We start from the raw sequence: 13,226 nt of genomic DNA, 5'->3' as shown, positions 1-13,226 counted from the left end.
GTCAGCCTCCGAGCACGTGCCGGCGTACGAAAACGGTCGCGAAGCCCGCCGCCATGAACACCGCCGTCGCAACGATCGAACGCGCGGCGCCGCGCGACAGTCCGCAGACGCCGTGACCGCTCGTGCATCCGCCCGCATAGCGCGTGCCGATCCCGACCAGCACGCCGGCCGCCAGCAATTCGCCCCAGCCTGCGTCCACTTCCGGGACCACGCCGGCGCCGGCGATACGCATCATCAGCGGCGCGGCGATCAGCCCTGCGACGAACGCGGCACGCCAGTCGCGCTCCGCGGCACCGGCCGCGAACAGCCCGCCGACGATGCCGCTGATTCCGGCGATCCGCCCGTTGAACGCGACGAGCCACGCGGCAGCGAGCCCGATCAGCACGCCGCCCGCAAGCGACAGCCAAGGCGTGAAATGAAGCGCGTCAACCTGCATGGCGCTTTCCCTTCACGGCGGGGCCGCAAAACTGTTCGTAGAGCACGCCCATCACCGCGATCGCGGCCGGGCTGTCGAGCGAATAGTGGATGTTCTTGCCTTCGCGGCGCGTGCGCACGAGCGCGTTGTCGCGCAACACGCCGAGCTGCTGCGACAGCGTCGGCTGACGGATATCCAGCCGCGCCTCGAGATCGCTGACGCAACGTTCACCCTGCGACAGTTCGCACAACAGCAGCAACCGGTCGGGGTTGGACAGCACCTTGAGCAGCGCGCACGCCGATTCGGCGGCGGCGCGCATCTGATCGGGCTCGGGCAGCCCGGCGGAAGAATCGGCGTTCATGAGGACGAGCTTTTGCAGACGATTAACGAATCGATATTATATCAACTTATATATTATCGATCCGCCCGTTCAGCCCGTGCCGTCGATCCATCAAGGCAGCCGGCACCGTCTGCACCGCCCCTCGTTCCGCTAAGCCTGCTCGCCGGCAATCGCATCGGCCGCCGCCGCCCGCTTCGCGCCGGTCCGCACTCTCCCGAGCGTCAGCACCGCGATTCCGGCGATCACGCACGGCACCGCGACAACGGCAAACGCAGTCGGCAAAGGCAGTCCCATCGCGAGCATCGCGCCGCCCGCCATCGAGCCGACGACCGATCCGCCGCGGCCGATCCCGTTCGCCCAGCTGACGCCGGTGGTTCGGCATTCGGTCGGATAGAACGCGGCCGACAGCGCATTCGCGCCGACCTGCGAACCCGACACGCAGAAGCCGGCCGCGAACACGGCCAGCGCGGCGCCTTCCGGCGATGCGGCCAGCACGCCGATCGCCGCGACGAACACGCCCGCCGCCGCATAGCTGCATGCGAGCACGCGATGCGGATCGAAGCGGTCCATCAGCCAGCCGAGCACGATCGCGCCGAGCGTGCCGCCGACCTGGAACATCGCGGTCACGCGTGCCGCGGTCTGCAGCGTCGCGCCGGTCGTGCGCAACAGCGTCGGCAACCAGCTGGACAGCAGATAGATGACGAGCAGGCTCATGAAGAACGCGAGCCACAGCAACAGCGTGCCGCGCAGCAGGTCCGCGCCGAACAGACGGCCGAGCGGCGACCCTGCCGGCTTCCCGCGCGGCGCGACGAACGACGCATGCGCGAGATGCGGGTCCGGCGCGATACGCGCGAGCATCGCCGCGACCCGCTCGCGCGCCGCGCCGGTGTTGACGAGGTAACGCACCGATTCCGGCAGCCGCCATGCGAGCACCGGCAGAAGCAACAGCGGCGCGGCACCGCCGACGACGAGCACCGCACGCCAGCCGTTGCGCTCGATCAGTGCCGCGGCCGCGAGCCCGCCGAGCGCGGAGCCGATCGTGAAGCCGCAGAACATCGTCGTCACGAGCAGCGAGCGCCGCCGTGCGGGGCAATACTCGGACGTCAGCGTGATCGCGTTCGGCATCGCACCGCCGAGCCCGAGCCCCGTCACGAAGCGCCATGCGATCAGCTCGGCCAACCCGCCCGCGCTCGCCGACGCGGCGGTCGCGATGCCGAAGCACGCGACGCAGGCGAGCAGCAGCCGCTTGCGGCCGAACCGGTCGCCGAACGGCCCGAACACGAGCGCGCCGGCCATCAGCCCGGCGAGGCCCGCACCGAATACCGGCGCGAGCTGCGCGGGCGACAAGCCCCATTCCGCACGAATGACGGGGGCGATGAACCCGATCGATGCGGTATCGAAACCGTCGATCGCGACGATCAGGAAGCACAACACGACGATCGCGGCCTGAAACGGCGCAACGCGATGCCGGTCGATCCATTCGCTGACGTCGATGGACAGCGTATCGGCCATGATGGTGTCTCCTCCATGAAGGCGGTCGCGCGCGATGTGGTTGGAATGCGCGCCGCCGGATGCGGGCTGAAGCGCGTCAGGCGACGGACTTCAGGCAATCTTCCGCGCGCCAGCCGTGCAGCCAGTCGAGCGCGTCGTAGAACTGCGCCTGCGTGCGACCGACCCACAGTCCGTTGCGTACCTGCCGCTCGACGCCCTTCGCGTGATAGATCCGCCCCATCTCGCGCGCCGCGTACAGCACGCGCGCGGTGCGCGGAATCCGCACGCGTTCGTACAGCGCGAACGCGGCCTCGAAGTCGCCGTCGGCCTGCGCGACGGCCGCGCCGAGCGTCACCGCGTCCTCGAGCGCCTGGCACGCGCCCTGCGCGATGTACTGCGTCATCGGATGCGCAGCGTCGCCGAGCACCGTCGCGCGGCCCGTGCTCCAGCGCTCGACCGGGTCGCGATCGGCGGTCGCCCAGCGCTTCCACGACGTCGGCCGGTCGAGCATCTGCTTCGGCAACGGATGGATGCCGTCGAAGTACGACAGCACTTCCTCCTTGCTGCCCTCGCGCACGCCCCAGGTTTCCTGCTCGCGGCTGTGGAACGTGACGACGAGGTTGTATTGCCGTCCGCCGCGCAGCGGATAGTGGACGAGATGGCAATGCGGGCCGGCCCAGACGACCGGCGCGTTGATCTGAAGATCCTTCGGCATGTTGTCGACGTCGACGACCGCGCGGTACACGACGTGCCCCGTCACGCGATGCGCATCGCCGATCAGCGCATGACGGATCGCGGACTTCACGCCGTCGCAGCCGATCACCGCGTCCGCGCGATAGCGCTCGCCGTGCTGGTCGGTCACGGTCACGCCGTTGCCGTCCTGCTCGAACCCGCACACCTGCGTGCTGGTCCGGAATTCGATCAGCGGATGATCCTTGACCGCTTCGTAAATCGACAGATGAATGTCCGCGCGATGAATCACCGCGTACGGGTTGCCGAAGCGTTCGCGATACGCGGCGCCGGTATCGATGCGCGCGACCTTCCGCGCATCGACCGCATCCATCAGTTGCAGCCAGTCGGTGAACACCGCTCGACCGCGTGCGGCGTCGCCCACGCCGAGCGCGTCGAGCGCGTTGAAGGCATTCGCCGCGAGCTGGATGCCCGCACCGATCTCGCCGATATGCTCGGCCTGCTCGAGCAGCTTCACGCGAATGCCCTGGCGCGCAAGCGCCAGCGCGGTCGCGAGGCCGCCGATGCCGCCGCCGATCACGAGTACGCGCCGGCCTGTGTTGTGTGTCTCGCCCATGTCTGTCTCCTGCTTCGTGTTACGCGACGTAGTCCGGCTGCCGCTGCGGCTGCGCCGCGTCGAACGCCGGCTCGTGCCGCGCGTGTTCGTAAATCGCAAGGCTGCGCGGATACGCGCTCAGGTCGCAATCCATCCGCAACGCGTTCGCGATCTGCGGCACCAGGCACACGTCGGCGAGCGTCGGCGCATCGCCGAAACACCACGGGCCCGCGTCCGCGCGCGCGAGGAGGCGCTCGACGGCGGCCATCCCTTCCGCGATCCAGTGCCGGTACCACGCGCTCTTCTGCTGCGGCGTGACCTGCAGTTCGCTGTCGAGGTAGCGCAGCACGCGCAGGTTGTTGACCGGATGGATGTCGCACGCGATCAGCGTCGCGAGTTCCAGCACGCGTGCACGTTGGCGCGGTTCCGCAGGAATCAGCCGCGGCGCCGGATGGAGCTGATCGAGGTAGTCGATGATCGCGAGCGACTGGCCGAGACGGAAATCGCCGTCGACCAGCGCCGGCACCGACGCCGACGGATTCACCTGCGCGACGTAGCCGGCGTCGCGATGCTCGCCGGTGCGGATGTTCACCGGCAGCGTGTCGTACGGCATTCCTTTCAGCGCGAGTGCGATGCGCACCCGATAGGACGTCGAACTGTTGAAGAAGCTATGCAGTTGCACGATGTGACCTTTCTTCGGGGAAAACGACGCACGCGCGTCAGACCACGCGTACGGCCAGTTCGCCGAGACGCTCGACGCCGACCTTCATCACGTCGCCCTTCACCACCGCGCCGACTCCTTCCGGCGTGCCGGTGAAGATCACGTCGCCCGGTTCGAGGCGGAAGAACTTCGACAGGTCGGCGACGGTTTCGGCGACCGACCAGATCAGGTGCGACACGTCGCTCTTCTGCTTCGTCGCGCCGTTGACGGTGAGCCACAGGCCGCCCTGCTCGAAGTGACCGACGTCGCTCGCCCGATGCACGGGCCCGACCGGCGCGGAACGATCGAATGCCTTGCCGATTTCCCACGGACGGCCCATCTCGCGCATCTTCATCTGCAGATCGCGGCGCGTCATGTCGAGCCCGACTGCATAGCCCCACACGTGGTCGAGCGCGTGTTCGACCGGAATGTCCGAACCGCCTTTGCCGATCATCGCGACGAGTTCCGCCTCGTAGTGGTAGTTCTGCGTCTGCCACGGATAGGCGAGTTCGAGCGTTTCGCCGTACGCGACCGGCACGACCGAATCGGCCGGCTTGCAGAAGAAGAACGGCGGCTCGCGATCGGGATCGAAACCCATCTCGCGCGCATGCGCCGCGTAGTTGCGGCCGACGCAGTACACGCGGCGGACCGCGAAGCGGGCGTCGCTACCGGCGACGGGAAGCGCGACCGGCGCTTCGGGCGGGAAAACGTAAGTCATGAACGGCTCCTGCGTTAGCATGAAAGGAGGAACGCGCGCCGCTGCGGCGGCGCACGAAAGGAAGCGGGAAAATCGTTGAAACCGGCCGCGCTCGATCGCGGTCACTCACGATCACTCGCGAACTTCGCGCAGCAGGTTCAACTCGGACAGCACCGGCCGGTCGGAATAGCTGAACAGCACGCTGTCGGACGACGCCGACAGCCGCACCGGCGCCCACGACGGCGCGACGAAGATGTCGTGCGGCTCGAACGCGAATGCGTCGCCGCCGATGTGCGCGGTGCCGCTGCCTTCGACGACGCAGTAGATCGTCGCGTCGGTGCTGCGATACGTGCGGCCGTCGAAGCCGGCGGGCAGCAACTGCATGAACGTCGCGATCGTCGGCATCGGCCAGCCGCCCGTCGCGGGGTTCACGTAGCGCAGTTTCACGCCGTCCCACGCGTCGAGCTCGCCGTTGCGGTACAGCGCGTCGAGCGCTTCGCGGGTGCGTGCGTACGGATAGCTGAACACCGGCGACGTCGGGTCGCTCACGCGATGCCGGACCGGCACCATGTTGTGACCGAAGCGCGCGAAGCTGTCGCCTTCCGCGCGGCTGACGGGTTGCTCGGCTTGCGGATAGTTCTCCGCGAAGCCCGCGTCGAGGCTCGCGACGAGCGGAATGTCCAGCCCGTCGAGCCACACGACCGGCTCGCCGCCGTCTTCCGCGGACGGATTGCCGTGGTCGTGCCACGCCCACGACGGCGTGATGATGAAGTCGCCCGGATGCATCGTCGTGCGCTCGCCGTTCACCGCGGTCCATGCGCCGCTGCCTTCGACGATGAAGCGCAGCGCCGACTGCGTATGCCGGTGGCTCGGCGCAATCTCGCCCGGCAGGATCAGCTGCAGCCCCGCGTACAGGCTCGGCGTCATGCTCGACTTGCCGGGCAGCCCGGGGTTCTCCAGCACCAGCACGCGCCGCACGGCTTCTTCCGCGCTGATCACGTTGCCGGCCTGCATCACCAGGTCGCGCACCTGCGCGTACTTCCAGATCGCGGGTTGCGCGGCCGGCTGCGGCGTTTTCGGCACGAGGTTGTGCAGCGATTCCCACAACGGCGCGAGACGCTGTTCGGCGATTCGTGCGTAGTAGTCGGCGCGCGACGTATCCGGGTGTCGGCTGGTCATCATGTCTCCTTGGGCGGCCGATCGCGGTCGGCGCTGTGTCCGGTCGGGGGCTGCGTGCTGCAGTCCGTCAGCGAATTTATATTCGACGCAGACATACCCAGTAAAATGGCGAAATCATCTAATCCATATTGTTTTGGATATATTTTCCGATACGGAGCGCGCGATGGACTGGACCTACCGGCTGCGATTGCGGCACCTGCAAGTGCTGCTGAGCCTGGCGAGCACGGGCAACCTGAGCCAGTCGGCGGCGGCGCTCGCGACCACGCAGCCCGCGCTGTCGAAATGGCTGAAGGAACTGGAGGAGGACGTCGGCCTGCCGCTGTTCGAGCGGCACGCGCGCGGATTGCGGCCGACCGCGTACGGCGACGCGCTGATCGAGCATGCGCGCCGCGTGGAGGCGCAGCTCGACGTCGCGCGCGACGACATGGCCGCGCTGCGCGAAGGCGGCAGCGGCCTGGTGACGATCGGCACGTCGGGCGTCGCGGCCGCCGATACGGTGCCGCTCGCGGTGTCGCAATTGCTGAAGCGGATGCCGCGTGCGCAGGTGCGGCTCACCGAAAGCACGATGAATCAATTGATGCCGCAACTCGCACGCGGCGAGCTGGACATCGTCGTCGGGCGCTCAGGGTCGGCGTCCGTCGATCCGCACCTGCACGCCGAGGCGCTTTATGTCGATCCGGTGGTGTTCGTCGCGCGGCCCGATCACGCGCTCGCCGGCGCGGCATCGGTGGGCTGGGACGAGGTACTCGCGTACTCGTGGATCGTCTGGCCGTCCGGCACGCCCGTGCACAACGCGCTGCAGGTCGCACTGACGGCCGCGGGCCGCGTGCAGCCGCCGCACTGCGTCGAATCGAATTCGTCGATCCTGAATCTCACGCTGCTGAACAACACCGACCTGCTCGGCGTCGCGTCGCACCGTGCCGCGCGGCGCTTCGAGCAATTGAACGCGATCCGCATCCTGCCGATGCAGCTCGAGGGCCAGGGCGCGGTGTCGATCTACTGGCATCCGGACAGCGCGAATCGCGCGGCCGTGGCCGCCACGATCGAGTGCCTGCGTGCCTGTGCGGCACCGCAGGTCGGCGGATGGGAGAAAGTGAACGTCGAATGAGCGCCGAGGCGGCCGGCGCGTGCCGTGCCGCCTCAGCGTCGGGCGTCGGGCGTCACGCGCCGTCGCAGCACGCCGTATCGTCCAGCATCAGCGTGCCGACTCGCGCGGGCACGAGCGGCGTGCGCGGCACCGGCGGCGTCCAGCCGAACAGCGCCTGCGCGGCCGCGCCGCAGACGCGGCCCTGGCATGCGCCCATCCCGCAGCGCGTCTGCAGTTTCGCGGCCGTCCAGCCGGGTGCCGGCGCGGCCGCGACCGCGTCTGCCACTGCGTCGAAACGCACGTCCTCGCACCGGCACAGCAGCGTATCGGGACGCGCGAGCCGGCGGATCGGCTCGCGGATCGCGAAGCGCTCTCGCACCGCATCCGCGAACGCCTGCCAGCGTGCGCGCTGCGCGACCAGCGCAGCGAGCCGCTCCGTTTGCCCGGTGGCCGCGCAGCCGGCGATCTCGCCTTCGACCATCGCGAGCTCGCTGCCGCCGACACCGGTGCATTCGCCCGCGGCGAAACAGCCGTCGCGGCTCGTGCGCTGATGCGCATCGACCACGACCGCGCCGTTCTCGATCCGGCAGCCGAGATGACTCAGCAGCACGGTGTTCGGCACGAGGCCGAAGCCGCACGCGAGCCGGTCGCAGTCGACGTCGAACTCGCGCTCGCCCTGCCGGATCCGCACGCGTTCGAGCCGCTTGTCGCCGAACGCTTCGACGACGTATGCATTGGGCCGGTACGCGGCGGTGACGAGCTTCGCGGCCTGCGCGAGCTTCGACGGCCAGCGCCACAGCCCGGCACCGAAGCCGGCGACATCGCCCCATGCGGCCTGTTCGAGCACGTGCGACACCTGCGCGCCGGCCTGACGGGCCGTCGCCGCGCTCGCGAGCAGCAGCGGACCGCTGCCGGCGATCATCGTGCGCTGGCCGCGCACGTCGAGGCCGTATTTGATCAGCGCCTGCAGGCCGCCCGCGCCGGTCACGCCGGGCAGCGTCCAGCCCGGGAACGGCAGCAGCAGCTCGCGCGCGCCGCAGCAGACGATCAGCGTGCGGAATTCGAGCAGCAACCCGCGTTCGTCGTCTTCCAGCAGCAGCGTGCCCGGCCGCGTTTCCGCGACGATGCGCGTGCCCGCGAGATGCGTAACGTTCGGCTGTCGCAGCACCGCGAGGCGTTCCGCGGCGGCCGGCGCCGGCGTCGCGTTGGCCGCCTGGCGCCAGATTTGCCCGCCTGCGCGCGGGTTGTCGTCGACAATCGCGATCGTCGCTCCGCTTCGCGCGGCCGCCCGCGCGGCCGACAGCCCGGCCGGGCCCGCGCCGACGATCGCGACGTCGACGCTCAGTCGTTCCTGTTTCGCCGTGCTCATCGCGTGCGCTCCACCCGCATCCCGTCGCGGCACAGCGTCTGGCAAGCCAGTCGGCGGCGGCCGTCGATCGTCATCCTGCACTCCTGGCAGATGCCCATACCGCAAAACGGCGCACGCGCCGCACCCGTGCACGACACGCGCGTCGTGTCGTCGCCGCTCGCCGCGATGGCAGCCGCGACGGTCGCACCGTCGGCCACCGTCAGCGCGCGGCCGTCCAGATGAATGATCATGTCAACCTCCGCCGGGCCGCCCCAAGGGGGCTGACCGCCCCCGCGGGGGGCAGCGAACGAAGTGAGCGTGGGGGTCGTTTCATGTCAGCGCTCCGGCGACGGGGGACGTCGTCAGAAAACGTCCCGGCAAATACGGTTCGATATCGATGGGCGGCCGCTCGCCGGTCATCAGCGCGGCGACCAGCCGCGCGCTGCCCGGCGCGGTCGTCACGCCGAGCCCTTCGTGCCCGACCGCGAGCCACACGCCCGGCCGCGCCGGATGTTCGCCGAGCAGCGGCAGTCCGTCGGGGCTCGCGGAACGGAAGCCCGTCCACGAGCGGATGGCGTTCAGTTCGGCGAGATCGGGGAGATAGCCGACCGCGCGGCGCAGCATGCGCGAGAGCACCGGCGGCTCGATACGAGGGTCCTCGGTGTCGAACTGGCGCGACGAGCCGATCAGCAGCTGGCCCGTCGGCCGCGGCTGCACGTTGAATGCGACCGACGTGCCGTCGCTCGCATGCGCGCTCGCCGCATAGCCGAGCTCGACGAGCTGGTGCGATACCTGGCCCGGATAGCGGTCGGTGATCAACAGATGGCCCTTCTTCGGGCGCAGCGGCAGTTCGGGCAACAGCGTGCGCGCGGCGACGCCGTTCGCGACGACCACGCGTTCCGCGCGCAGCGTCGCGCCGCTCGCGAGTGTCACGCTCGCGCCGTCGACCGCCACCGCCCGCTCGCGCCGCAACGCGATGCCCGGCGCTCGCTGCAACAGCCAGCTTGCAGCGACCGGCGCATAGAGAATCGCATCGCCGGGAATCTTCAGCGCGCCGCCGAGGCCTGCGCGCAACATCGGTTCGAGTTGCGCGAGCGTTTGCGCATCGATCAGCTCGCCCGCGACGCCGTGCGCGGCGAGCGTCGCCTGCTTCGCGCGCGCGAGGTCCATCTCGTGGGCATCCGCCGCGAGCCACAGCGTGCCGCAGTTGCGGTACGCGCAGCCTTCCGGCATCTCGCCGGCGAGCGCGCGCCACTGCTCGATCGAGTAGTGGCTCAGCGCGAGCTCGGCCGCGTTGTCGTCCATCGCGACGAGGTGGCCCATGCCGGCGCCCGTCGCGCCGCCGCTCGCGTCGTCGACGACGAGCACGCGCAGCCCGCGCTGCGCGAGTTCATGCGCACACGCGGCGCCGACGATGCCGGCGCCGATCACGACGACGTCGGTACGGGTCTCGCTCACGACACGATGCCCCAGCCGAACGGATCGTCTTCCTCGATCAGCAATGTCGCTTCCGCGCTCAGGTGCGCGCTGCCGCGGATCGTCGGCACGATGCCGCCGTCGGCCTGCACATAGCTTGCGTGGAACACGCTGCCGATCACGCTCGCCTGGCGCCACACGACGCCCGGTTCGAGCTTGCCGTCGGCCGCGAGGCACGCGAGCTTCGCGCTCGTGCCGGTGCCGCACGGCGAACGGTCGTACGCGTGACCCGGGCACAGCACGAAGCTGCGGCTGTCGTGTTCGGGATCGTCCGCGAACAGTTCGATATGGTCGATCTCGCCGCCGTTCGCGCCCGTGATCCCCGCGCACTCGAGCCCCGCGCGCACCGCGGACGAATACGCGGTCAGCGCGGCGACGTTGTCGCCGGCCACACGCTGGCCGTGATCGCTGATCAGGAAGAACCAGTTGCCGCCCCACGCGATGTCGCCCTTCACCGGGCCGTAACCCGGCACGTCGACCTCGACGCCCTTCGCATGGCGATACGCGAGCACGTTGCGCACGCTCACCGACAGGTCGTCGTGCAGCGTCGCCTCGACGGTGCCGACCGGCGTTTCGATCTTGTGCACGCCCGGCGCAATGCGGCCCATGTGATGCAGCGTGCGCACGACGCCGATCGTGCCGTGCCCGCACATCCCGAGATAGCCGCTGTTGTTGAAGAAGATCACGCCGGCCGCCGCTTCCGGCGACACGGGCTCGCACAGCAGCGCGCCGACCAGCACGTCGCTGCCGCGCGGCTCGAGAATGCACGCGGTGCGGTAGCGGTCGTGCTCGCGCGCGAGCACGTCGCGACGCTCGGCCATCGTGCCGTTGCCGAGCGACGGAAAACCGGACACGACGAGCCGCGTGGGTTCGCCGCCGGTGTGCGAATCGATGATCTGGATGCGCTTCATCATGAGCCGTCCGAAGTGGGGAAAGGAGCATAGCTTCCTCCGTCGCGCGTCCGTCCGCTTGTGGCTTTTCGATGAAGGCGGCGACGAAATCGGCATAGTGCGGAGCACCTTTCGGAACCCTTCCGGCCACTGTGCCGATTTCGTCATTCTGCTCCGCGATACGACTCAAGCGTGATGGGTGTTTGCACGGCGATACTGGTTGCACGTCGACGCGCCTGTCGTCGGCCGACATGAAGCAGGAGATTGCAGTGAGCCGAAACGCCATCCAGCGGACCGGAGTGTTCCCCGCCGTCAGCAACCGGTTCGTACCGGGCGCTTCCAGCGCTTTCGACGCCGCGCACCGCGCCGAACCGGGCCCCGTGAACCGCTGACCGATTTCCCCCCGGCGGTGCGGCGGCTTCCCCCCGTCGCATCGCCACCACCGGTCCGGCAGGGCCGAACGGGCCCGTTCGCCGCAGCGCCAGCGCGCGCTGCGCATCGACGGTCCGCGGCCCGCCCCGGTCGTTCGAACCGGTCGCACGCCGGCCGGCAGGTACCGCACCGCTGCTCCGTCGGAGCGCGGCGCCGACCAGCCTGCCCCGATATTTCCCAGGAGACAAACCCATGCCAGGCCAAGGCAACACCCACCCGTCCGTCCCGCTTTCCCGTTCCGTGCCCGCCGACGGCGGTCACGGCAAATTCAAGAAACAGCTGTCGCTGACCGACCTCACGTTCATCGGCCTCGGTGCGATCTTCGGTTCGGGCTGGCTGTTCGCCGCGAGCCACGTGTCGACGATCGCCGGCCCGGCCGGCATCTTCTCGTGGCTGCTCGGCGGCTTCGCGGTGCTGCTGCTCGGCATCGTCTATTGCGAGCTCGGCGCCGCGCTGCCGCGCGCGGGCGGCGTGGTCCGCTATCCGGTGTTCTCGCACGGCCCGCTGCTCGGCTACCTGATGGGCTTCATCACGCTGATCGCCTTTTCGAGCCTGATCGCGATCGAAGTGGTCGCCGCGCGCCAGTACGCGGCGGCGTGGTTCCCCGGCCTGACGAAGGCCGGATCGAGCGATCCGACGACGATCGGCTGGCTCGTGCAGGCCGCGCTGCTGTGCTTCTTCTTTTACCTGAACTATTCGAGCGTGAAGACGTTCGCGAAGGCGAACAACATCATCAGCATCTTCAAGTTCATCGTGCCGCTGTCGGTGATCGCGGTGCTGTTCACGTTCTTCAAGCCCGCCAACCTGACCGTGCACGGCTTCGCGCCGTTCGGCATGCCGGGCATCGAAATGGCCGTGTCGGCCGGCGGCATCATCTTCGCGTATCTCGGCCTCACGCCGATCGTGTCGGTCGCGAGCGAAGTGCGCAATCCGCAGCGCACGATCCCGATCGCGCTGATCCTGTCGATCCTGCTGTCCACGCTGATCTACGTGCTGCTGCAGCTCGCGTTCATCGGCAGCATCCCCACCGACATGCTCGCCGCCGGCTGGCACGACGTCAGCAAGGCGTTCTCGCTGCCGTACCGCGACATCGCACTCGCGCTCGGCGTCGGCTGGCTCGCGGTGATGGTCGTCGCCGACGCGATGATCTCGCCGAGCGGGTGCGGCAACATCTACATGAACGCGACGCCGCGCGTCGTCTACGGCTGGGCGAAGACGGGCACCTTCTTCAAGGTGTTCACGCGCGTCGACGAAGCGTCGGGCATCCCGCGCGCGGGCCTGTGGCTCACGTTCGGCCTCGCGATCTTCTGGACGATGCCGTTCCCGTCGTGGGAAGCGCTGATCAACATCGTGTCGGCCGCACTCGTGCTCAGCTACGCGGTCGCGCCCGTGTCGGTCGCCGCGCTGCGCCGCACCGCGCCCGACCTGCCGCGGCCGTTCCGCGCGGTCGCGTTCGGCATCACCGGCCCCGCGTCGTTCGTGATCGCCGCGCTGATCGTCTACTGGTCGGGCTGGAGCACGGTGTCCTGGCTGCTCGGCCTGCAGATCGCGATGTTCGTGATCTACCTCGCGTGCCGCCGCTGGGTGCCGACCGCGCACCTGAGCCTCGCCGAGCAGGTGCGCTCGTCCGCGTGGCTGATCGCGTTCTACGCGGCCATGATCGTGCTGTCGTATTTCGGCGGCTTCGGCGGTACCGGCCAGCTCGCGCATCCGTACGACACGGTCGTCGTCGCGGCCGTCGCGCTCGTCATCTACTACTGGGGCGCCAACACCGGCGTCCGCTCCGACAAGCTGCAGCTCGAAGACGACGAAGGCTGACACCCGCGCCTTCCCCTTTCCACTCCCGGCCGGGCACACGACGCCCGGCTCCGCATTTTTCGAGGAAA

General features: G+C 69.2%; 13 protein-coding genes. 2 read left to right on the top strand and 11 right to left on the bottom strand.

The window, feature by feature from the left end; genetic code table 11:
- Position 1 precedes the first annotated feature (1 nt).
- The 7 genes from Q3A80_RS09315 to gtdA all read right to left on the bottom strand — a co-directional run bounded on the left by Q3A80_RS09315 (position 2) and on the right by gtdA (position 6,107).
- A complete protein-coding gene (locus Q3A80_RS09315; protein ID WP_446328753.1) occupies positions 2–436 on the bottom strand; it encodes a YeeE/YedE family protein in 435 nt (144 codons plus the stop codon).
- Positions 426–776, bottom strand: a complete 351-nt coding sequence (locus Q3A80_RS09310) for an ArsR/SmtB family transcription factor (protein ID WP_446328752.1) — start codon at positions 774–776, stop codon at positions 426–428. The genes Q3A80_RS09315 and Q3A80_RS09310 overlap by 11 nt, the downstream gene beginning before the upstream one ends.
- A 129-nt stretch (positions 777–905) precedes the next feature.
- Positions 906–2,267 carry an MFS transporter gene (locus Q3A80_RS09305; protein ID WP_446328751.1) on the bottom strand — a complete coding sequence of 454 codons (1,362 nt, stop codon included), beginning with the start codon at positions 2,265–2,267 and terminating at the stop codon, positions 906–908.
- A gap of 76 nt (positions 2,268–2,343) precedes the next feature.
- Complete coding sequence (locus tag Q3A80_RS09300) at positions 2,344–3,552, bottom strand: 3-hydroxybenzoate 6-monooxygenase (RefSeq protein WP_446328750.1); 1,209 nt, start codon at positions 3,550–3,552, stop codon at positions 2,344–2,346.
- A gap of 19 nt (positions 3,553–3,571) precedes the next feature.
- Positions 3,572–4,213, bottom strand: a complete 642-nt coding sequence (maiA, locus tag Q3A80_RS09295; protein WP_446328749.1) for a maleylacetoacetate isomerase — start codon at positions 4,211–4,213, stop codon at positions 3,572–3,574.
- Positions 4,214–4,250: 37 nt separating this feature from the next.
- Positions 4,251–4,949, bottom strand: coding sequence for a fumarylacetoacetate hydrolase family protein (locus Q3A80_RS09290; protein WP_446328748.1), 699 nt, complete (start codon positions 4,947–4,949; stop codon positions 4,251–4,253).
- A 111-nt stretch (positions 4,950–5,060) separates the two neighbouring features.
- Positions 5,061–6,107, bottom strand: coding sequence for a gentisate 1,2-dioxygenase (gtdA, locus tag Q3A80_RS09285; RefSeq protein ID WP_446328747.1), 1,047 nt, complete (start codon positions 6,105–6,107; stop codon positions 5,061–5,063).
- 163 nt (positions 6,108–6,270) lie between these two features.
- Between gtdA and Q3A80_RS09280 the strand changes: the two genes are divergently transcribed.
- Positions 6,271–7,215: a LysR family transcriptional regulator gene (locus Q3A80_RS09280; RefSeq protein ID WP_446328746.1), complete on the top strand. Its 945-nt coding sequence runs from the start codon at positions 6,271–6,273 to the stop codon at positions 7,213–7,215.
- A gap of 52 nt (positions 7,216–7,267) precedes the next feature.
- Here Q3A80_RS09280 and Q3A80_RS09275 read toward each other — a convergent pair whose 3' ends face one another.
- From Q3A80_RS09275 to Q3A80_RS09260, 4 genes are all read right to left on the bottom strand, one after another.
- Positions 7,268–8,563, bottom strand: coding sequence for an FAD-dependent oxidoreductase (locus Q3A80_RS09275; protein ID WP_446328745.1), 1,296 nt, complete (start codon positions 8,561–8,563; stop codon positions 7,268–7,270).
- Positions 8,560–8,793 carry a 2Fe-2S iron-sulfur cluster-binding protein gene (locus Q3A80_RS09270; protein ID WP_096499103.1) on the bottom strand — a complete coding sequence of 78 codons (234 nt, stop codon included), beginning with the start codon at positions 8,791–8,793 and terminating at the stop codon, positions 8,560–8,562. The genes Q3A80_RS09275 and Q3A80_RS09270 overlap by 4 nt, the downstream gene beginning before the upstream one ends.
- A 79-nt stretch (positions 8,794–8,872) precedes the next feature.
- A complete protein-coding gene (locus Q3A80_RS09265) occupies positions 8,873–10,000 on the bottom strand; it encodes an NAD(P)/FAD-dependent oxidoreductase (protein WP_446328744.1) in 1,128 nt (375 codons plus the stop codon).
- Positions 9,997–10,929, bottom strand: a complete 933-nt coding sequence (locus Q3A80_RS09260) for a 4-hydroxyproline epimerase (protein WP_446329002.1) — start codon at positions 10,927–10,929, stop codon at positions 9,997–9,999. The genes Q3A80_RS09265 and Q3A80_RS09260 overlap by 4 nt, the downstream gene beginning before the upstream one ends.
- Positions 10,930–11,532: 603 nt before the next feature.
- Between Q3A80_RS09260 and Q3A80_RS09255 the strand changes: the two genes are divergently transcribed.
- Positions 11,533–13,158, top strand: coding sequence for an APC family permease (locus Q3A80_RS09255; RefSeq protein ID WP_446328743.1), 1,626 nt, complete (start codon positions 11,533–11,535; stop codon positions 13,156–13,158).
- Positions 13,159–13,226: the final 68 nt, after the last annotated feature.

The organism is Burkholderia sp. SR8, assembly GCF_052851275.1.
The sequence above is the reverse complement of the archived record's forward strand: the minus strand, read 5'-3'. Positions and strand labels throughout refer to the sequence as shown.